20 protein-coding genes are annotated in these 18,603 nt (G+C 39.9%); 9 read left to right on the top strand and 11 right to left on the bottom strand.

The features are described from left to right. Positions 1-20 precede the first annotated feature (20 nt). Both BAE31_RS00755 and BAE31_RS00750 read right to left on the bottom strand, forming a co-directional pair. Positions 21-1,496, bottom strand: a complete 1,476-nt coding sequence (locus BAE31_RS00755) for a catalase (RefSeq protein WP_041109904.1) — start codon at positions 1,494-1,496, stop codon at positions 21-23. 159 nt (positions 1,497-1,655) lie between these two features. Then, positions 1,656-2,087 (bottom strand): Rrf2 family transcriptional regulator, encoded by a 432-nt coding sequence (locus tag BAE31_RS00750; RefSeq protein ID WP_024425294.1) that lies wholly within the window; start codon positions 2,085-2,087, stop codon positions 1,656-1,658. Positions 2,088-2,270: 183 nt separating this feature from the next. On the opposite strand from BAE31_RS00750, the gene BAE31_RS00745 reads away from it, so the two are divergent. Both BAE31_RS00745 and BAE31_RS00740 read left to right on the top strand, forming a co-directional pair. Beyond that, positions 2,271-3,470, top strand: coding sequence for a globin domain-containing protein (locus tag BAE31_RS00745; RefSeq protein WP_076839150.1), 1,200 nt, complete (start codon positions 2,271-2,273; stop codon positions 3,468-3,470). Between the two features lie 67 nt (positions 3,471-3,537). After that, positions 3,538-4,959, top strand: coding sequence for a SpoVR family protein (locus tag BAE31_RS00740; RefSeq protein ID WP_370880851.1), 1,422 nt, complete (start codon positions 3,538-3,540; stop codon positions 4,957-4,959). A 47-nt stretch (positions 4,960-5,006) separates the two neighbouring features. Here BAE31_RS00740 and BAE31_RS00735 read toward each other — a convergent pair whose 3' ends face one another. Continuing rightward, on the bottom strand, positions 5,007-6,371 hold the full coding sequence (locus BAE31_RS00735; RefSeq protein WP_076839148.1) for an alkaline phosphatase: 1,365 nt from the start codon (positions 6,369-6,371) through the stop codon (positions 5,007-5,009). Positions 6,372-6,724: 353 nt separating this feature from the next. On the opposite strand from BAE31_RS00735, the gene BAE31_RS00730 reads away from it, so the two are divergent. Further along, on the top strand, positions 6,725-7,555 hold the full coding sequence (locus BAE31_RS00730) for a C40 family peptidase (protein ID WP_076839147.1): 831 nt from the start codon (positions 6,725-6,727) through the stop codon (positions 7,553-7,555). Between the two features lie 133 nt (positions 7,556-7,688). On the opposite strand, the gene BAE31_RS00725 is transcribed toward BAE31_RS00730, so the two are convergent. From BAE31_RS00725 to BAE31_RS00715, 3 genes are read right to left on the bottom strand one after another with little or no spacing between them, the layout of a single operon-like run. Next, positions 7,689-7,979 carry a hypothetical protein gene (locus BAE31_RS00725; RefSeq protein ID WP_024425288.1) on the bottom strand — a complete coding sequence of 97 codons (291 nt, stop codon included), beginning with the start codon at positions 7,977-7,979 and terminating at the stop codon, positions 7,689-7,691. Then, on the bottom strand, positions 7,967-9,025 hold the full coding sequence (locus tag BAE31_RS00720) for an anti-sigma factor (protein WP_076839145.1): 1,059 nt from the start codon (positions 9,023-9,025) through the stop codon (positions 7,967-7,969). The genes BAE31_RS00725 and BAE31_RS00720 overlap by 13 nt, the downstream gene beginning before the upstream one ends. Further along, on the bottom strand, positions 9,018-9,509 hold the full coding sequence (locus BAE31_RS00715) for a sigma-70 family RNA polymerase sigma factor (RefSeq protein WP_024425287.1): 492 nt from the start codon (positions 9,507-9,509) through the stop codon (positions 9,018-9,020). Before BAE31_RS00715 ends, BAE31_RS00720 begins: the two co-directional genes overlap by 8 nt. A gap of 371 nt (positions 9,510-9,880) precedes the next feature. Here BAE31_RS00715 and BAE31_RS00710 point away from each other — a divergent pair, with 371 nt between their 5' ends. Beyond that, entirely contained in the window at positions 9,881-10,483 is a 603-nt protein-coding gene (locus BAE31_RS00710) for a lysophospholipid acyltransferase family protein (RefSeq protein WP_024425286.1), read from the top strand. A 39-nt stretch (positions 10,484-10,522) separates the two neighbouring features. On the opposite strand, the gene BAE31_RS00705 is transcribed toward BAE31_RS00710, so the two are convergent. Next, positions 10,523-11,854, bottom strand: coding sequence for a hemolysin family protein (locus tag BAE31_RS00705; RefSeq protein WP_024426590.1), 1,332 nt, complete (start codon positions 11,852-11,854; stop codon positions 10,523-10,525). 58 nt (positions 11,855-11,912) lie between these two features. Then, positions 11,913-12,353 carry a MerR family transcriptional regulator gene (locus BAE31_RS00700; RefSeq protein ID WP_034667702.1) on the bottom strand — a complete coding sequence of 147 codons (441 nt, stop codon included), beginning with the start codon at positions 12,351-12,353 and terminating at the stop codon, positions 11,913-11,915. Positions 12,354-12,690: 337 nt separating this feature from the next. Between BAE31_RS00700 and BAE31_RS00695 the strand changes: the two genes are divergently transcribed. Continuing rightward, positions 12,691-14,073: a hemolysin family protein gene (locus BAE31_RS00695; protein ID WP_025093319.1), complete on the top strand. Its 1,383-nt coding sequence runs from the start codon at positions 12,691-12,693 to the stop codon at positions 14,071-14,073. 90 nt (positions 14,074-14,163) lie between these two features. Then, positions 14,164-14,556 carry a hypothetical protein gene (locus BAE31_RS00690; RefSeq protein ID WP_024425732.1) on the top strand — a complete coding sequence of 131 codons (393 nt, stop codon included), beginning with the start codon at positions 14,164-14,166 and terminating at the stop codon, positions 14,554-14,556. Here the strand turns inward: BAE31_RS00690 and crcB (BAE31_RS00685) are convergent. From crcB (BAE31_RS00685) to BAE31_RS00675, 3 genes are read right to left on the bottom strand one after another with little or no spacing between them, the layout of a single operon-like run. Then, a complete protein-coding gene (gene crcB / locus BAE31_RS00685) occupies positions 14,553-14,915 on the bottom strand; it encodes a fluoride efflux transporter CrcB (RefSeq protein WP_076839143.1) in 363 nt (120 codons plus the stop codon). The two genes, BAE31_RS00690 and crcB (BAE31_RS00685), sit on opposite strands and share 4 nt — an antisense overlap. After that, positions 14,916-15,311 (bottom strand): fluoride efflux transporter CrcB, encoded by a 396-nt coding sequence (gene crcB, locus BAE31_RS00680; protein WP_024425734.1) that lies wholly within the window; start codon positions 15,309-15,311, stop codon positions 14,916-14,918. It abuts the gene before it with no gap. A gap of 4 nt (positions 15,312-15,315) precedes the next feature. Next, positions 15,316-16,032 (bottom strand): glycerophosphodiester phosphodiesterase, encoded by a 717-nt coding sequence (locus BAE31_RS00675; RefSeq protein WP_075622711.1) that lies wholly within the window; start codon positions 16,030-16,032, stop codon positions 15,316-15,318. Positions 16,033-16,337: 305 nt separating this feature from the next. Here BAE31_RS00675 and BAE31_RS19425 point away from each other — a divergent pair, with 305 nt between their 5' ends. The 3 genes from BAE31_RS19425 (at position 16,338) to BAE31_RS00665 (ending at position 18,453) form a co-directional block, all read left to right on the top strand. Beyond that, positions 16,338-16,439, top strand: a complete 102-nt coding sequence (locus BAE31_RS19425; RefSeq protein WP_017360338.1) for a YhdX family protein — start codon at positions 16,338-16,340, stop codon at positions 16,437-16,439. A gap of 164 nt (positions 16,440-16,603) precedes the next feature. Continuing rightward, positions 16,604-17,692 (top strand): mechanosensitive ion channel family protein, encoded by a 1,089-nt coding sequence (locus tag BAE31_RS00670; RefSeq protein WP_041109924.1) that lies wholly within the window; start codon positions 16,604-16,606, stop codon positions 17,690-17,692. A gap of 29 nt (positions 17,693-17,721) precedes the next feature. Further along, the gene (locus BAE31_RS00665) at positions 17,722-18,453 is read left to right on the top strand and encodes an NAD-dependent protein deacylase (RefSeq protein ID WP_481747475.1); all 732 of its coding nucleotides are present in this window, start codon (positions 17,722-17,724) and stop codon (positions 18,451-18,453) included. The last annotated feature ends 150 nt before the right edge of the window (positions 18,454-18,603 follow it).

Raw genomic sequence — 18,603 nt, 5'->3', positions numbered from 1 at the left:
ATTTTTTTTTCGAAATGGAATTACTTCATGCTACCTTGAAGATAAGCGCGAATATCCACTCCAAGTGAATCTGCTAAACGCTGGCCGTAATCTTCATCGGCACGATAGAAGTTGCAGATTGCAAGTAATTTTGTTTTGTCATTCACATCTTTCAAATCAGCTGTTAGGTTTTTAATCAATGCTTGTTTCTCTTCTTCAGAGTAGCTTCGATATTTTTCTCCAGCTTGTTTGAAATCGTTCGGTTTTTCAATTTTTTGTCTCACCATACGGTCACCGTGAAGAACTGGCTCACTTTCTTTGTAGTGAGGGTTTTCTTTTGGCTGATCGGCATAACGGTTTGGTTCATAGTTAATATGACCGCTTGGACGAGTCGTTGTCATAAAGCCATCCTGCTGGTTATTGTGTACAGGTGCATAAGGGCAGTTAACCGGAATGCGCATGTAGTTCGCACCAAGACGGTGGCGCTGCGTATCAGGATATGAGAACAGACGGCCTTGAAGCAGTTTATCTTCAGATGCCTCAATTCCTGGAACAAATGCACTTGGCGTGAAAGCAGACTGTTCTGTTTCAGCAAAGAAGTTATCAGGATTGCGGTTGAGTGTCATGCGTCCTACTTTTTGAAGCGGGTAATCTTCCTCGCTCCACGTTTTTGTTGGGTCACATGGATCATAATCAAGGTCATCATAATCGCTAAGCGGCATAAGCTGAACATATAAGTCCCATGCTGGGAAGTTGCCTTTTTCAATGCGGTCATATAAATCTCTTGTCGCATGCTGGAAATCATTTGCTTGAATTTCCGCTGCTTCTTCCATAGATAAGTTGCGAATACCCTCAGAAGGTCTCCAGTGATATTTCACATATTTTGCTTCGCCGTATTTGTTCACCCATCTAAATGTATGCACACCAGAACCGCGCATTTCAGCGTAGCTTGCAGGGATTCCTTCGTCAGAGAAAAGCCATGTGAGCATATGAGTGGATTCAGGTGTTAAGGTCATAAAATCCCAATAACGGTCAGGATCTTGAATATTGGTTACAGGATCTGGCTTGAGAGAGTGAACCATATCAGGGAATTTCAATGCATCACGAATAAAGAAGATCGGCAAGTTGTTACCAACGAGATCATAGTTGCCTTCTTCTGTATAAAATTTGACAGCAAATCCGCGCGGGTCACGCAATGTTTCAGGTGAACCTTTCGGATGAATAACGGTAGAGAAGCGAACAAAAACGTCTGTTTGTTTTCCTTCTTCACTTAAGAAGGCTGCTTTTGTATGTTTCTCCATGCTGTTTTCTACTTCAAATACACCGTAAGCGCCGGCGCCTCTTGCATGAACGACGCGCTCTGGAATACGTTCACGATCAAAGTGTGCAAGTTTTTCAATCAAATGGTAATCATCAAGAAAGGTAGGTCCGCGGTGACCAGCTGTTCTTGAGTTTTGGTTATCGCCAACAGGCACGCCTTGGTTCGTTGTCAAATTTTTATGATTTGAATTTGTCATTCTTTTCTCCTCCTGTAAACAAAAAAGTGTTTTCTAGCAATCTATATACCCTAATTATATTGAATCAAACATGATAGTCAATATTTATTTATAATAATTTTAAATAAATTATTATTACAAGAAGGTAAAGAAAAAGACGAAAGAATAAATTCTTTCGTCTTAAAGCAGGAGCTCTCTAAGAGCATCTTTGTTTTGTGTTAAATCGTTTAGTGTGTATCGGTCTAGAACGCTTAAATAAGCAGTGAGTGCTTCATGAAGTACATGCTTTAATGAACAAATTGGGGAGATGATGCAGCTGTTTTTCTTTGGATCAAAGCATTCAACCATGACTAAATCATCCTCTGTATAACGGACAACCTCTCCAATATTAATGCTTTCTGGGCTTTTTCCAAGCCTGATCCCGCCATTTCTTCCGCGAATCGTTTCCACATACCCGCGTTTTCCAAGATGATAAATCACCTTCGTCAGATGATTTTTAGAAATGCCATAAACATCGGCGATCTGCTGAATATTTGACAGTTCATTATTTTCTCTCGAAGCTAAATAAATGAGTACCCTTAATGAGAAATCTGTGTAATTCGTAAGTTTCATTTTGACGACCTCTAAACCTAATAGAGTTTTGTATCATCGTAACACATTTTAGACAAAAACTGTTCGAGAAAGTGTAAAATGTGACAACATTTAAAACATGTATTATAAATATTGCTTTTAGAGAGTGTCATCTATTACGATAAAGATGTATTTAAAATACTTCTTTTGAAAGAAGGAATGACGATGTTATCTAAAGATCAAATGAATGCAATAAAGCAATCAGCCCCTCTACTAAAAGCCGAGGGAACCAAACTTGTCACTGTTTTTTATCAAAATATGATTCGCCAGCACCCGGAGCTGCTCAATCAATTTAATAAAACAAATCTGATGAACGGAAGTCAGCCAGAAGCACTTGCTGCGACACTATATCAAGCTGCACTGCACATTGATCGGTTAGAGGAATTACTTCCTGCGGTCAAACAAATTGCCCATAAGCATGTCAGTGTCATGGTCAAAAAAGAACAATACCCAATTGTTGGATATCACCTGATTGAAGCGATGAAAGAGGTGTTTGGCTTAAGAGAAGAAGATGCCACTTTATTAGCTTGGAAAGCTGCATATGACATCATTGCGAATATTTTCATAACCATAGAAGCAGAAATGATGGATGAAAATGTGAAACAGACAGGCGGATGGGCAGATGTGAAGCCGTTTGTGATTAAGAAAAAGAAGCAAGAATCTCCATCGCTTATCTCTTTTTATTTAGTACCAGAAGATGAATCAGAGCTGCCAATGTATAAAGCAGGCCAATACATTACGGTTCAGGCAGATATGCCAGGAGAAGCCTATATGTGCAGCAGACAATACAGTTTATCAGACGAGCATCATCCATCTTATTACCGTATTACAGTGAAGCGTGACGGTCATGTGTCTACATTTTTGCATGATGAAATGGAAGAAGGGGACGTTCTTCAAGTGAGTATGCCGCAGGGAATGTTCTGCTTGCAGGGAGACACAAAAGAGCCTGTTTATTTTATCAGTGCCGGGTCTGGTGTCACACCAATGATTGGTTTAGTGAAAACTGCCGCACAAAACAGCCAGACATTCACGATGATTCATGCAGATCGATTAGAGGATGTAAACGCTTTTGAAAATGAGTTTGAACGCGTTCTAGCGTCAGCTTCCTATGGGCGCATCATCCTATGTAACGAACAATTTACGCAGTCTGGAAAGGGTGAACTTGTTGAGAAAGCGGCTTCCCGCATTGACCGTCCATTTCTTCAATCGGTGATCGGAGAGGGGAAAGGCCAATTTTATCTATGCGGTTCCCCGGTGTTTACACAGGAGATCATTCATCATCTAAAAGAGCTGGGAATTCCAGCACACCATATTCATTTCGAAGCATTCGGCGGGCAATCCACGAAAGAAATGGAAGTCGTCTAAACGATTGGCGGAACATCATGTTTTTTTACATACGCTCATATAGTAGGGATAAGTCCGATGAGGAGGGATGGTTTCCTTGAGCGTATCTGAAAAACGTCTTTTACAAAGAGCGATTGATGAAATTACAGAGATTGCAGAAGGATTTGGTCTAGATTTTTATCCGATGAGGTATGAAATCTGTCCCGCGGAAATTATTTATACGTTCGGTGCATATGGAATGCCAACACGATTCAGCCACTGGAGCTTTGGGAAGCAATTTCATAAAATGAAGCTTCATTATGATTTAGGGTTAAGCAAAATTTATGAACTTGTCATCAATTCAAATCCTTGCTACGCCTTTCTACTTGATAACAATACGCTTGTTCAAAATAAATTAATTGTGGCTCATGTATTGGCACACTGTGATTTCTTCAAAAATAATTGCCGTTTCCAAAACACAAAACGAGATATGGTCGAAAGCATGTCAGCAGCGGCAGAGCGGATCAAAGAATATGAGCATATCCATGGAACAAAAGAAGTCGAGTCCTTTTTAGATGCCGTATTGGCTATCCAAGAGCATATTGATCCGTCTCTTGTTCGATCAAAATTAAGCTGGAATATGGACGATGAAGAAAGTGAAGATGATAAACCAAAACGTCAAACGCCTTATGATGATTTGTGGGGAATGGATGAGCCGAAAACGCGTGAGAAAAAGAAAACCGTTAAGCAATTTCCGCCAAAGCCGGAAAAGGATCTTTTACTCTTTATTGAGGCGCATTCCCGCGAGCTGGAGCCGTGGCAGCGGGATGTCCTTACCATGCTGAGAGAAGAAATGCTCTATTTTTGGCCGCAGCTGGAAACCAAGATTATGAATGAAGGCTGGGCATCGTATTGGCACCAGCGGATTATGCGGGAGCTTGACTTGGATTCAAGTGAATCGATAGAGTTTGCGAAATTAAATGCAGGTGTGGTGCAGCCTTCTAAAACAGGCATCAACCCTTACTATTTAGGGCTGAAAATTTTTGAAGATATTGAAGAACGCTATAACAACCCATGTGAAGAATTAAAAAAAGCAGGGGTCACAGAAGGATCTGGCCGCAGCAAAATGTTTGAAGTCAGAGAAATTGAGTCAGATATTTCCTTTATTCGAAACTACTTAACGAAAGACCTTGTGATGAGAGAAGACTTGTACTTGTTTCAAAAGCAGGGGAGAGACTATAAAGTCATTGATAAAGAATGGAAGGCGGTTCGTGATCAGTTAGTCAGTATGAGAGTGAATGGCGGCTTTCCGTATTTGACCGTGATCGATGGCGACTATTTAAAAAATAACGAACTTTATATCAAGCATTGGTATGAAGGCATTGAACTTGATCTGAAATACTTAGAAAAAGTCCTTCCGTATTTATATCAGCTGTGGGGAAGAAGTGTGCATATCGAGTCAGTTCTTGAAGGAAAAGAAGTGATGTTTTCTTATGATGGAAAAGGGGTTCATAGGAAATATCTTGCATGAAAAAGACCAAAAAAGATGTCTCTTAGCAGACATCTTTTTTGTCCATTTTATTGGTTTTTCAGCAGTTTGAAAATGTGTTTTGCTTGATCGGTATTTTCCATCAGACCTTTTAGCTGCTGGCTTGTTGGGCCATACGCAAAGAATGGAACTTCATCACCGGTATGACCAGATGTTGTCCAGCCTGTATGTGATCTTGTATTGATCACTTCTTCAATCGCATCATCAATTTTAACAGTATCCTTTGTTTCAGCGGCCTTTTGAATGGATGCTATTTCTTCTTTTGTGAAATCAAGATTGATATATTGTTTCAGTGCTGACTCGACAGGCATGCCGCTGACAATTTTGTTTGCGATAAAGTCAGGCGTTTTTTTCGCTGCTTTTACCGGTTTGTAATCCCAGCTGCCTGAACCGTCTGCTCCGAAGGAAAGTCCGCCAGTTGAATGATCCGCAGTCGTGATGACTAACGTGTTTTTATCCTTTTTCGCAAAACGAATCGCTTCTTCAAATGCTTTTTCAAAATCCTTCATTTCGCTCATTGCACTGACAATATCATGATCATGTCCTGCCCAGTCAATTTGACTGCCTTCGACCATAAGGAAAAATCCTTTTTTGTTTTTAGACAGCTGTTTGATGGCTGAGGATGTCATGTCTTGCAGGGAAGGAGTCGCTTTATCACGATCAATGGCTTTATCGAGACCTCCATCAGCAAAAATGCCTAACACTTTTTCATTTTTGTTTTTTTGTAAGGCAGCTTTATTGGTGACATAATCATAACCGGCTTGTCTGAATTCCTTCGTCAGATCACGATCCTTTCGGACAAAGTCGACAAGTCCTCCGCCAAGCATGACATCGACTGTATGCTGTTTTCCGATTTTCTCATCGAAGAAGTCATCAGCGATGGCTGCTGTGTTCTTCCTAGACACATCGTGAGCGGCATACGCAGCAGGCGTAGCATTTGTTAATTCAGATGTCACGACAAGACCCGTCGATTTTCCTTTTCGTTTGGCTTCTTCTAAAACGGTTTTTAGTTTTTTGCCGTTTTTGTTTACACCAATGGCATTGTTGTATGTCTTTTTACCAGTGGCCATGGCTGTACCAGCTGCTGCTGAATCGGTAATGTTACTTTTAGAGTCGTCAGGGTATGTTTTATGCATGCCAGTGAGGTAAGGGTCAAACGCTGTTTGCTTTGAAAGGTCACCGTTGTGTTTAAATGAGCGGTAAGTTGAAAGATAAGGTGTTCCCATGCCATCTCCAATCAGCACGATCACATTTTGCACGTCATTTTTCGGCTTCTTTTTAGCCTCAGCTTTGTCAGCTTGTCCAAATTCAATCCCTGAAAAAATGCCAATCGATAGCACAGATGCTGCTGCCACTGCAGCGATTTTCGTTTTCGAGCTTTTCAACACACTCATTCATTTTGCCTCCTCATTGTTTATGTATCGCTCTTACGTTTACAATGGTAGAGCAGAAGTGTGGATTCCTTTTTACAGCACCGTAAAGTTCACTTTAAAATTGTAAAGGTCCACTTTACATAGAATGAACCAAAAAGAGAAATGAATGTATCATTTATCCATGACAAGATGCGATTATTTTGTCATGATTGTGTAATAAAAATGAAATAAAAAGAACCCTAAAAAAAAATAAATTTTGCCGAATTAATAAGCATAATGTCGTAGGAAGTCAAGACTATTTCTTCTGGTATTTGATCCTTATAATAGGGAGTAGATAAAAATTCGGATCAGATAGATACATACAGGAGGAACAAATGAAAAAACAATTGATCACAGCTGCAAGTGCAGTTCTACTTGGGACGACATTATTTGCCGGAGCTGCCTCAGCACAATCAGTAAAAGTTCAAAAAGGTGACTCTCTTTCTGTTCTAGCGAAAAGATACAAAACAAGCGTGAGCAAAATTAAATCAGACAATAAGCTGAAATCTAACGTGATTTATGTTGGACAAACCTTAAAAGTGAATGGCACTTCTTCGAAAAAAGCAGTGAAGACATCAAAAACAACAACAAAAGTAAAAACGGCTTCAGCAACTGCCACTTATAAAGTTGTCAAAGGTGATACATTATCTAAGATTGGCAAAAAATACGGGATGACTGTGAAAGAGTTGAAATCGTTAAATAAACTTAAAACAGACCTCATTAAAATCGGGCAAAAGCTAAAGGTGAAAAAGACGTCTAAAGTAAAGACGAAACCTGTGAAAGAAAAAACAGTCTCTACTTCTTCCTTAAACACGTCTAAGCTCATAGCAGATGCTAAAGCGCAAAATGGTACTCCATATAGATGGGGTGGAACGACACCGAAGGGCTTTGATTGCAGCGGATTTATGTGGTATATCATTAACAAACAAAAAAAGATTTCAAGACAAACAACTGAAGGTTTCTGGGGATCGATGAAAAGTGTGTCCAAACCAAAGGTTGGAGATTTTGTCTTCTTTACAACGTATAAATCGGGTCCATCTCACATGGGTGTCTACCTTGGGAACAATAAGTTTATCCATGCTGCTTCTGACGGTGTAACGATCAGTGATATGACATCAAGCTATTGGAAGCCTATTTATCTTGGAGCGAAAACATTTGTAAACTAATTCATTTTAAGAGACTGCTATGAAGCCGTCTCTTTTTGATTTACGCTGTAGACTGAAGAAAATAAATCGATATAAAAAGCCCGTGCTGCTTGGCATTAGTCAAGTAACACGGGCTTTTGCTTTTGAGTACTGATTAAAAACCTAACTGAAGATCGACATCAATTGATACGATGGCATAGACACAAACAATGACAAAGATATTCAGTACGACACCGAGGAAACCTGGACCCGTACGGCCTTTTTTAATGAACAGTTCAATAATGCCAAATGGAACTGCGGCCATTGCAAAAGGAAGCATTTGAAAAGAATAAAATGTCACGTTGCTGATAATGGCGAGGTTTAGCATGAGCAGGGATAATATCGCTGTGCCGACAGAAATCCAGCCAAATACATTATGCTCTTTAAAAATTCTTACCAATTCCATAATTCCACCTCGCTCACTTTTGCCGTTTTAATGCGTTTTGTCTTTACAAATTTCTCAATTTCTTTTGAAGGCCCAGTGACCACAGAGCCATAAACCATGACGCCATTTTGATCGATATAGCGTATACGATTAGACAGGTCAAGATCAGGTCTGCCAGCGATCGTTGTTGCCCATGTCGGGTGCTGATTAACATAAGCAAGGGCATCTTTGAATTGATCTACCTCAGTTTTTGATGTGTGCTGAAGCTCTTTTAAAAATTCAGAGTCCTTCCCAGGAAAGCCGATTGGCCGCTGATTTCCACTTAATGAATCCTCTGTTTTAATCGCATTCCACAGCACTTTCATATCGTATTTTTTAGCAAAGGAATAAATATCCTTTGGTGTGTAAGCTCTATCATAGGATACATACACTTCACTTACTGTTCCTTCAGGAAGCTTGTCTAACGTAGTGAGTGTTTGTTTTTTTGAGGCATCTGCCTGCGACGAAGGATGGGTAAAGAAACCCTCCGTTTCACGTGCGCTGTCACCATAATAAGAGATAGTAGGCTGCTTTAATTTATCGAAAAACATCTCGATTTGTTCACTGCCAATGGCTTCTGTTTTATTGCCAATTTGTTTTTGCAGCTTCAATTCAGTGTTCATCCCAAAAAGTTTGACCTGACCTTTTAAATCCTTCATATCAATGGCCACGTTTGGTTTGGTCAAAGCGACGGTGACAGCGGCTGTTTCCATGAAGTGATTGCCTTTGCTCTCGGCTCCGCCAACGCCGTAGTATAAATAACTTCCTAATGTACAAAGCGGTAAAATAATGAGTGTCGATATGACAGCAAGTACGGAAATACGTAAATATGACTTTCTTTTTCCGTATTGTAAAATGGCTTTTTGCTTCTCAGGACTGATGGAAAAGTCTGTCCAATCCGAGTCGTTCAGTTCCTGGCTTAAGCGTTTTTCGTTTTCTTCAAGCTCTTCTTCAAACGCTATCATTTCTTCCTCATTCATCTCACCATTATTATATTTTTCCCATCGCTTGTTAAACTCTTCATTCATCATTAACACCTCTGTTGTAAAGTGCTTTTAGGCGCTGCCTTGCACGAAATAAAACACTTTTGAAATTTGCTTCAGTAATATTCATGACCTTGGATGCTTCCTTGTAATTTAGTTCTTTTAAATAATACAATGTCAACGCTTCCTTGTAGTTATCTGGAAGCTGCTCTAAATACATGGTAAGGACTTCCTTTATTTCAACCTGTTCAGCAGGGCTTTGTACAGACGTTTGTAAAAGACCGCCAATGAGGTCATCCGATATGGTCACTTCTTTTTTATGTTTCCTGACATAATCAATAAAAGCATTTCGTGCCACCTGAAATAACCAAGGTTTCACTTTGCTATGGTCGTAGGAATGAATATGTATATACGCACGCATAAAGGTTTCCTGCAATAAGTCTTCTGCCAAATGTTTGTCTTTTGTCATGGAGAGCAGAAACCTGTAAACATCGTTCATATACATTTGATAAATTTCATCGATCGTCACTGATTTTTCTCCCCTCTATGTTATACACGCATAAGAAAGGCATAAAGTTGCACGAAACTTCTCATTACCGTACATTACTCATTTCTTTCGCCGAATCAAAATCATTTCTCCTTATCATAGCGAAATTTGCATCATTTATAAAGTATTTTCAATAGAACAAATCAGGAAAAAACATCGAAAAACGACAAAATTGGACACAATTCCTATTCTATTCTCCCCTAAAACCTTGTGCTTGAATACAGTCAGAACGTTCATTTTTAAACGAAAAAAATGGGGAGGAGTGGACTGTGTACAAATTTTTAGTACCAGGTAATAAAAAATTTGTTATAATAGAGACAAATCCTTCATTCTTCAAACAAAGGAAGTGCACTATGTATAAATTTTCAGGCTATACCGTCAAACTATTATTTGGTCTCCGAGGTGGAATCAAAGTATATCAAAAAGAGAATCTGCCAACTGATCGGGGTTTTGTCATTGCTTGTACACATGAGGGTTTTGTGGATGTTCTTGCATTAGGCGCAGGAATTCTTCCGTTTGAGATCCACTACATGGCGAAAAAAGAATTGTTTGCAAATAAATGGATCGGTGGATTTTTAAAAAAGATTCATGCCTTTCCAGTTGATCGAGAGAATCCTGGGCCAAGCAGTATTAAAACGCCCATTAAATTATTAAAAGAGGGAAAGATCGTTGGGATTTTTCCAAGCGGCACACGTACAACAGAGGATGTTCCTTTAAAAAGAGGGGCGGTTACCATTGCACAGCTCGGTAAAGCGCCAATTGTTCCAGCCGCATACAAAGGACCTTCAAATGCGAAAAGCCTTTTCAAAAAAGGGAAAATGCGCTTAATCATCGGTGAACCGATTGAGCTGTCTGAATTTGACCATCTGCCGCCAAAAGAAAGATTAGGTGCCATGACAGAAGTATTAAACACAAGAATCAAAGAGCTAGAAGCTCAATTAATGGAAAAGGCATAAGAAAAACGACCGCTTGCTTAGGCAAGGGTCGTTTTTTTCTTAAGAAGCGCCTTCTTCAGCTGCTTCTAATAATTGTTCATTTAACTTTTTTACTTCGATGTATGCCACATGGTGTCCATCGACTTCATTAATAATAAATTCATAGCCTTGTTCACGAATGGCGTCATTTTTCTCTACTTCATATTTCTGAGTAAGGAACCAGCCGCCGATTGTGTCGACCTCTTCATTATCAAGCTGTGTACCTAATAGCAGGTTGACTTGATCAACAAGAACCTTGCCATCAAAGATGTAATGGTCTTCTCCAAGTTTACGCACTTCGTTGATTTCATCAATGTCGAACTCATCACGAATTTCACCAACGATTTCTTCAAGGATGTCTTCAACGGTCACAAGACCTGCTGTACCGCCATATTCATCTGATAAAATGGCCATGTGTACACGTTCACGCTGCATTTTGAGCAGTAAATCATGAACAGGAACCGTTTCAATCACATGAATAATCGGATTTACAAACTTTTCGATCGTATCGCTTGTAGAGCACTCACCGCTAATGCAGGCAGTGAGAACCTCTTTAATGTTAAGAACACCGATAATGTTGTCTTTGTCGCCATCTTCAATTGGATAACGTGTATATTTCTCTACCTTTGTTACCTTCAGCATTTCCTCAATGGTAATATCATACGGGAAGCTGACAACTTCGGTACGAGGAATCATAATTTCTTTCGCCAGACGGTCATCAAATTCGAAAATTTTATTTACATATTTGAATTCAGACTGGTTAATCTCGCCGCTCTTATAGCTCTCTGATAAAATAATCCGCAATTCTTCCTCAGAGTGCGCCATGTCATGCTCAGATACTTGCTGAAGACCGAACGCTTTCGTTAACAAACGAGCAGATCCATTTAATACCCAAATGAACGGGAACATCACTTTGTAAAAGATCATCAGTGGTCTAGCAAAAAGAAGGGATACTTGCTCAGCCTTTTGAATGGCGAGTGTTTTCGGTGCAAGTTCTCCAACGACAACGTGTAAAAACGTCATGATACTAAACGCAATAATAAAAGTGACAATAGAACTAGCTGATTGAGGAATGGACAACTCTGCAAAGAGCGGCGCAAGCATATGCGCAATTGTTTCTTCCCCTAACCAACCAATACCAAGGGCGGTAATGGTAATACCAAGCTGACAGGCTGATAGGTACTCATCAAGGTGAGTCGTTACATGCTTGACAGCAACTGCTGTTTTATTACCTTCTGCGATTAACTGATCAATTCTTGAGCTTCTTAAGCGAATGATCGCAAACTCTGATGCAACGAAAAACGCGGTTAAAGCTATAAGTAAAGCAACTATGAGTAAATTAACTATGTCCAATTAAGGCCTTCGTTCTGACTTTGAGAACGAAGGTAACACCTCCTGTTTAGTAAAAATTTTAACTTAACAGCAGTAAAAATGATTGGACAGCCGTCATTTTTTCAGGAGTAAGCTGCTCTTTTAGTTTTTCACGTTGTTCTGGCTGAAGCTGCTTACAACGTGCCAAAATGCGGTCCATATGCTCATTCATCCGATCGATATCAGAGGTTAAATGGACAAGTTCATCATGATCTTCCTTTTGAGAAGGGAATTGTTCATCTAATCTGGATTTGATGTCAGAAAGAGCCAATCTCTGCTGTTTGCAAAGAACGATTAATTGTAATCGTTTTAAAGCATATTCATCGTAATAACGATAATTTGAGCAAGATCTAACAGGCGCAAGCAAACCTAGATTTGTATAATAATCTACAGTTCGTTTCGTCACCTGTGCAATCTGTGCTAGTTCACCAATACGATACTTTTTCTCAGCCCCATCTGAACATCTCCTCCTAACCGTCACGTTATAGTTTATGAAAATAGTTTAATATAATTCTAGTCTGAAACACAAGTTAATTGTTCATATTTCCTGCCAATAAGAAGAAACAGAGGAGGATTTCCCTCAATTTAGTCAGTCATGTCAAAAACAGCATGATGATACAGGAATTTTCAGATTATTTATGGTAAGATAAAATGAATACCGTTTCATATATATGTAGAGAGGCGGAATTTTACGTGAACCGGAGGTGGTTAAGTGGGGCCCTCAATGTAGTCTTATTTAATCAGTTAACCGTTTTGCAAAACATAACATCATCAATCAGGAGGTGACTCCTTGTTCTTCTAAGAAAGAGCAAGGTTAAATGGACGATATTGTTAATCTGAGTATAGTCGGTGTTTTGATTGCTTTAACAGCTTTCTTTGTTGCATCTGAATTTGCCATAGTAAAGGTGAGAAGTTCAAGAATTAATCAGCTTGTTGCCGAAGGGTCCAAAAAGGCCATCATGGCGAAAAAGGTGACATCAAGGCTAGATGAATATTTGTCAGCCTGTCAGCTCGGTATTACAGTGACATCCCTTGGTTTAGGGTGGATTGGTAAGCCGGCTGTGAAAGAACTTTTGGTTCGAGGTTTTGGTTTGACAAACATTCCTGATTCAGCAATCAGCCTGATCTCAGCAACACTTGCGTTCTCTATTATTACCTTTTTGCATGTAGTTGTAGGCGAGCTTGCACCAAAAACGCTTGCCATTCAAAAGGCGGAAAAAATGACACTATGGCTGTCAGGCCCGCTGCATGCATTTTATATCCTTATGTTCCCTTTCATTTATGTGTTAAACGGGTCAGCACGTCTGCTAACTAAAATGATGGGCATCGATATGGGGTCTGAAAAAGAACATTCCCATTCTGAAGAGGAACTGAAGATTTTATTATCTGAGAGCTTAAAAAATGGGGAAATCAACCCATCAGAATATAATTATATGAACAAGATTTTCGATTTCGATAATCGAATTGCCAGAGAGATCATGGTACCGCGGCGAGAAATTTGTGCGATTCCAGAAGATATGCCGTTAGATGATATCCTCGCCATCATGACGCAGGAAAAGTATACACGTTTCCCTGTGTTTTCAGGAGATAAAGACCATGTCATCGGCATGCTGAACAAAAAGCAGCTCTTTGCAGATCTTGTGTATCAAGGTGAAAAAGATCAACTGAAAATTCAAGATTATATATATCCAGTGATTGAGGTTATCGACACGATTCCTATTCAAGAGCTTCTCGTCAAGATGCAGCGTGATAGAATGCATATGGCGATCTTAACTGACGAATATGGCGGAACGTCTGGACTTGTCACAACGGAGGATATTTTAGAAGAGATTGTCGGAGATATTCGAGATGAATTCGATGAAGATGAACAGCCAGTGATTCAAAAAAGAGCCGATCATCATTATGTTTTAGATGGCAAAGTGAGATTAGATGAAGTTCAAGATTTGATCGAGATCTCTTATCATGATGAGGAAATTGATACAATCGGCGGACTCATCTTAAAAGAGAATATTGATATCAGAGAAGGACAATCCGTCTATCTTGATGATATTCGAATGAAAGTGCTGGAAATGGATGGACGCTACGTTAAAAAGATTGATTTGAAAAAAGGCGTCACATCGGCAGAAAAAGGCAGTGCACGCACTGGGCTTGATATAAAGGAGCCGCTGCTAGTAAACGAAATGACCTTGAGCGAAAAATAAGCTCAAGGTTTTTTTAGGTATTTAGTCTCTTTTGTACGAATATATGTTCGGTATATAATAAGAACAAACGTTCGATAGAGGAGGATGGACATGCTTTGGTATGAAACAGCAAGTATCACGGAGAAGAAAACCTCAATGAAACGAATTGAGTTTCATTTAAAGAATTTCAAAAATTATCAAGCAGCAATCTTAAATATCGAAAGGCAGCTTGAAAAAAGAAGCCCGCATCATCTCGACCACATGACACGGAAAAAGTTAGAAGAGCAAAAAAATCAGTATGAACTCATCGTTGCTTGTATTGAAACGGCATTAAAAGAGTTGGACGAAATAGAGCAGCAGCTCATCGATTACAAATATTTTCGAGATTGGCGGATGGCAAAGTGTGCAATGGAAATTGGCTATAGTGAAAAAACACTCTTTTTGATGAAGCGCCAGCTGATGGATCAGCTGCTCATCAGCTTAGCCGCTATTACCAATATTTAAAGATGCTGTCCTATTTGATAAAACGTAGCAAAGAGACATAAAGACCCGATGATTGTGACCAATAAGTAGACAGCAAGTTGTCCAATTTGCCGCTCTTGCAGCATGGACGCAGCCTCTACACTAAATGTAGAGAAGGTTGTAAAACCACCGAAAAACCCAGTACCTATGATCATTAGCAGTGGATCACTGTCAGTCACTGTACCTGTCAGTAAACCTAAACCGGCAGCGCCGAGTAAGTTGATGAGAATAATACTATACGGAAAACGAGTATGAAACTTGGTTTTCTGAATCGATTGACTGAGGAAAAAACGAAGGGCACTGCCTATCCCGCCGGCAACAGCTGTATAAAATACAATCATTTATCTGCTTCCTTTCGGCTGCTCATCTTGTTGAAAGAGGCGCTGAGCGGTGATCAGTCCACATAAGGCAGCGCCCACTCCAGCAATCACTGAGAGTAAAATGTACATGATACTTGATGTGAACAGTCCATCCTGCAATAAGAGAACCGTTTCTTTAGAAAAAGTGGACATTGTCGTAAAACCACCGCAAAATCCTGTTCCGATCAAAGCAGCAAGATATTTTTTCCCCTTCCGAAACATAAAATACCCTGTTGAAAAGCCAAGAAGCAGACTGCCTGTCATGTTTTCAATCAGTGTTGCATAAGGGAATGTCTGGCTGACAACGGATTGGCTAAGTTCATATCTGCAAAGGGTACCAACCAATCCACCGATAAATACTGCGAGATATGCTTTCATTTAATCATTTCTCCTTTAGAAAAAATGGCGGGTGATCCGTCACCACTCCATCAATGAGGTATGTTTTCATTCTGTCGGCTGTTTTTTGATCTTTCACTGTCCATATAAAGACATCCATTCCAAATGAGTGGATGCGATCAATCCACCATCTGTTGATCATCGTTTTCTTCATATTAAGGCAATCCGCAATGGAGCTGTACTCCGCTAATTTCCTTTTCGTCAGTTTAAAGGCAGAGGGTTTTATAATAAAAGCTGTTCGAAGAGAAGGGGCGTAAGCTTTGACTCTTTGAAGTGCATTGGCATCAAAAGATTGAACCATGATGTGACGGGAATAGGCAAACCGGTTGATGATGTCGACAACTGCCTTTTCAATCCCAATTTGCCGTTTTGGATTCTTGATCTCAATCAGTATCCCGACACGCTGACTGTATCTTTCAAGAATTTCCTGTAAGGTGGGAATTCGTTCGTTGGCGTACTGAGAATGAAACCAGCTTCCTGCATCCAGTTTCTTCAGCCGATCAAGTGTATAACTTTTCACTAAGCCGCTTCCGTTACTCGTTCGATCAACAGTATCATCATGGATGACGGCTACGTGCTGATCCATTGTCAGCTGGACGTCTAACTCAATATAATCCGCACCCTGCTGAACAGCTAAATCAAATGCGGCGATTGTATTTTCTGGGGCAGCGCTTGAGGACCCTCTATGCGCAATAATATACACATGCTCCAGCTCCTGACATAAGTTCTGGTCTTATCATATCAAATTTTTGCTGTTTTTCCTTCTTTACTATATGGTACGAGGGAGAGCTGTATGTAATGGAACATGGCATATGGTGAGAAAGCATCGTGTATGAAAGGTGAAAAGTTGCAGGAATATCCCAAGCTCTTATTGAGTAAATCTGAACTACATCATTTTTTCTTCGATCAATTTTGTCCAAATCGTCAGCGTTCGTCAAAATATTAGTGCTTTCGTCATGTTGACTGAAAATTCTGATGTTTTATAATGATGAAAAGGAGGCGAGATGATTGGGTAAAGGGAGAATTAGAGTGGAAGAACGTATTAAGGCCGAAACGGATGCTGAAATGTTTAAAGCGACTCTCCTTGATCAGGCTCAGAAGAAAAAGTAGTTTGCTGCCCGTCGATATGTCTCTAGCCAAAATTTCATATTTGAACTTCATGCCTCGGGATCTGTCCCGAGGCTTTTTATGTAGAGGTCAGACATTTAAGAGAGGACATGAACGAAGGTTATATTATAAACTAGAGAGGATTGTTTTAAAGGAGAGAGACAGACATGTTTACACAAAAATGGATGGATACATATTTTACAGTAGATATTGCGATCCAAATTGGTATTAGCCTTTGTATTTTATTGCTTTTTTTATTGCTTCGGAAAGTATTTACGAAGTATTTATTTCAGCTTCTGTTTAGGCTGACGAATCGGTCTAAAACGGAGGTCATTAACCAAATTGTTGTGGCATTTGAAAAACCAGCCAGGCTGTTTTTCGTGGCACTTGGTTTATATTTTGCGTTAAGACAAGCGCCATACTTTGAGCATCATATGGATGTCATCATTAAATTGTATAGATCCTCAATTATATTGATGCTGACGTGGGGGCTTTGTAATTTAACCGCTGCATCTTCTTTCTTGTTTCAAAAGGTCAATTCGAAATTTGAATTAGATATGGATGATATTTTAGCACCATTTTTATCAAAGGTACTTCGCTTCATTATTATTGCACTGAGTATTAGTGTCATTGCACAAGAATTTAATTATGACGTAAATGGACTTGTGGCAGGTCTTGGTCTAGGTGGTCTAGCCTTTGCGCTCGCCGCTCAGGATACAGTGGCTAACTTTTTTGGAGGGATTGTCATCATTACAGAGAAGCCTTTTACGATGGGCGACTTTGTGGAGACACCAAGTGTTCTTGGGACTGTGGAGGACATTACATTTCGAAGTACAAGGTTTCGAACACCTGCTGAAGCCGTCGTGACCGTTCCGAATTCTACGCTTTCTAAGGAGCCAATCACAAACTGGACAAGAATGAATAAACGTCAGATTACGTTCTCTGTTCGCGTTTCCTACAATACACCAAAGGAACATATTGATCAGTGTATTAAGCGTCTCAGACAGATGCTTCACGAGCATGATGGTGTGCATAAGGAGACAATCATGGTAAATCTCGATGTACTGGCAGACAGCTATTTGAACTTGTTTTTCAACTTTTACACAAACACGACAGCTTGGTCTGAAAACCTTGATATTAAGCAGGATATTAACTATCGCATCATAGATATTTTCCACGAGGAAGGCGTAGAATTTGCTTTCCCTGGTCAGGCCATTTATATGAAACAAAAAGGTGAGAAGCAGCTGGGTGAATAAAGGAGGAATGGTGCGTGGACCAAACAAAGGTGGATGTGTTAAGAGAGAAATTATCGCAGGCTTCACATATCACAGTACTCTCAGGTGCTGGTATGAGTACAGAATCGGGCATTCCTGATTTTAGATCAACGGGTGGTCTGTGGACAGAAGATGCTTCCCGCATGGAGGCGATGAGCCGGTCCTACTTTTTATCAAACCCTCATCAATTCTGGCCGAAATTTAAGGAATTGTTTCAGATGAAAATGAGTGGAGAATATGAGCCAAATAGCGGGCACACCTTTTTAGCCAGCCTTGAGCAACAAGGGAAGCATGTGGATATTTTTACCCAAAATATTGACGGTCTTCATAAAAAGGCGGGAAGCCAGCATGTATATGAACTCCATGGCTCCATTCAAACGGCCACTTGTCCATCGTGCCAGGCGGTATATGATCTGCCTTATTTATTAAAAGAGGAGGTGCCGGTCTGTCAAAGGGTTTCCTCAGACGGCAGTACGTGTGGACGTGTGCTAAAAACAGATGTTGTCCTATTTGGCGATATGGTCAAACATTTAGACCAAGTGGAGACATCACTTCAGAAAACGGACATGCTTCTCGTCATGGGGACTTCCCTGGAGGTAGCGCCAGCAAGGTATATTCCAGAAGATGCAGCTCATGATCCTTCCATCTTCATGGTGATGATGAATTTGAGTGAAACAGAATTCGATCCGCTTTTTGATCTTGTCTTTCATGAGCGAATTGGTGATCTCGTGAAAGCTTTATAAATCATTAAAAACCCGCATCCTAAGGGACTGACCCCATAAAGTGAGACAAATAAAAACACCTTTAAATTGAAAAATCGGGTATAGCATATCTGAAAACAATTTGGAGGTGTTTTTTGTATGGGAAAAAGAGTTAGTTATCCGATTAGTGTA

It is taken from the genome of Bacillus sp. I-2 (assembly GCF_001974945.1).
Lineage (GTDB): Bacteria > Bacillota > Bacilli > Bacillales > Bacillaceae > Bacillus > Bacillus safensis.
The sequence above is the reverse complement of the archived record's forward strand: the minus strand, read 5'-3'. Positions and strand labels throughout refer to the sequence as shown.

Excerpts from the sequence above, each read along its gene's own strand:
- BAE31_RS00725 (WP_024425288.1), bottom strand. The coding sequence starts at position 7,979 with ATGGAATTGGTAAGAATTTTTAAAGAGCATAATGTATTTGGCTGGATT.
- BAE31_RS00690 (WP_024425732.1), top strand. The coding sequence starts at position 14,164 with ATGCTTTGGTATGAAACAGCAAGTATCACGGAGAAGAAAACCTCAATG.
- BAE31_RS00720 (WP_076839145.1), bottom strand. The coding sequence starts at position 9,025 with ATGAATGAAGAGTTTAACAAGCGATGGGAAAAATATAATAATGGTGAG.
- crcB (WP_076839143.1), bottom strand. The coding sequence starts at position 14,915 with ATGATTGTATTTTATACAGCTGTTGCCGGCGGGATAGGCAGTGCCCTT.
- BAE31_RS00750 (WP_024425294.1), bottom strand. The coding sequence starts at position 2,087 with ATGAAACTTACGAATTACACAGATTTCTCATTAAGGGTACTCATTTAT.
- BAE31_RS00740 (WP_370880851.1), top strand. The coding sequence starts at position 3,538 with ATGGTTTCCTTGAGCGTATCTGAAAAACGTCTTTTACAAAGAGCGATT.
- BAE31_RS00695 (WP_025093319.1), top strand. The coding sequence starts at position 12,691 with ATGGACGATATTGTTAATCTGAGTATAGTCGGTGTTTTGATTGCTTTA.
- BAE31_RS00670 (WP_041109924.1), top strand. The coding sequence starts at position 16,604 with ATGTTTACACAAAAATGGATGGATACATATTTTACAGTAGATATTGCG.
- crcB (WP_024425734.1), bottom strand. The coding sequence starts at position 15,311 with ATGAAAGCATATCTCGCAGTATTTATCGGTGGATTGGTTGGTACCCTT.
- BAE31_RS00710 (WP_024425286.1), top strand. The coding sequence starts at position 9,881 with ATGTATAAATTTTCAGGCTATACCGTCAAACTATTATTTGGTCTCCGA.
- BAE31_RS00735 (WP_076839148.1), bottom strand. The coding sequence starts at position 6,371 with ATGAGTGTGTTGAAAAGCTCGAAAACGAAAATCGCTGCAGTGGCAGCA.
- BAE31_RS00745 (WP_076839150.1), top strand. The coding sequence starts at position 2,271 with ATGTTATCTAAAGATCAAATGAATGCAATAAAGCAATCAGCCCCTCTA.
- BAE31_RS00755 (WP_041109904.1), bottom strand. The coding sequence starts at position 1,496 with ATGACAAATTCAAATCATAAAAATTTGACAACGAACCAAGGCGTGCCT.
- BAE31_RS00730 (WP_076839147.1), top strand. The coding sequence starts at position 6,725 with ATGAAAAAACAATTGATCACAGCTGCAAGTGCAGTTCTACTTGGGACG.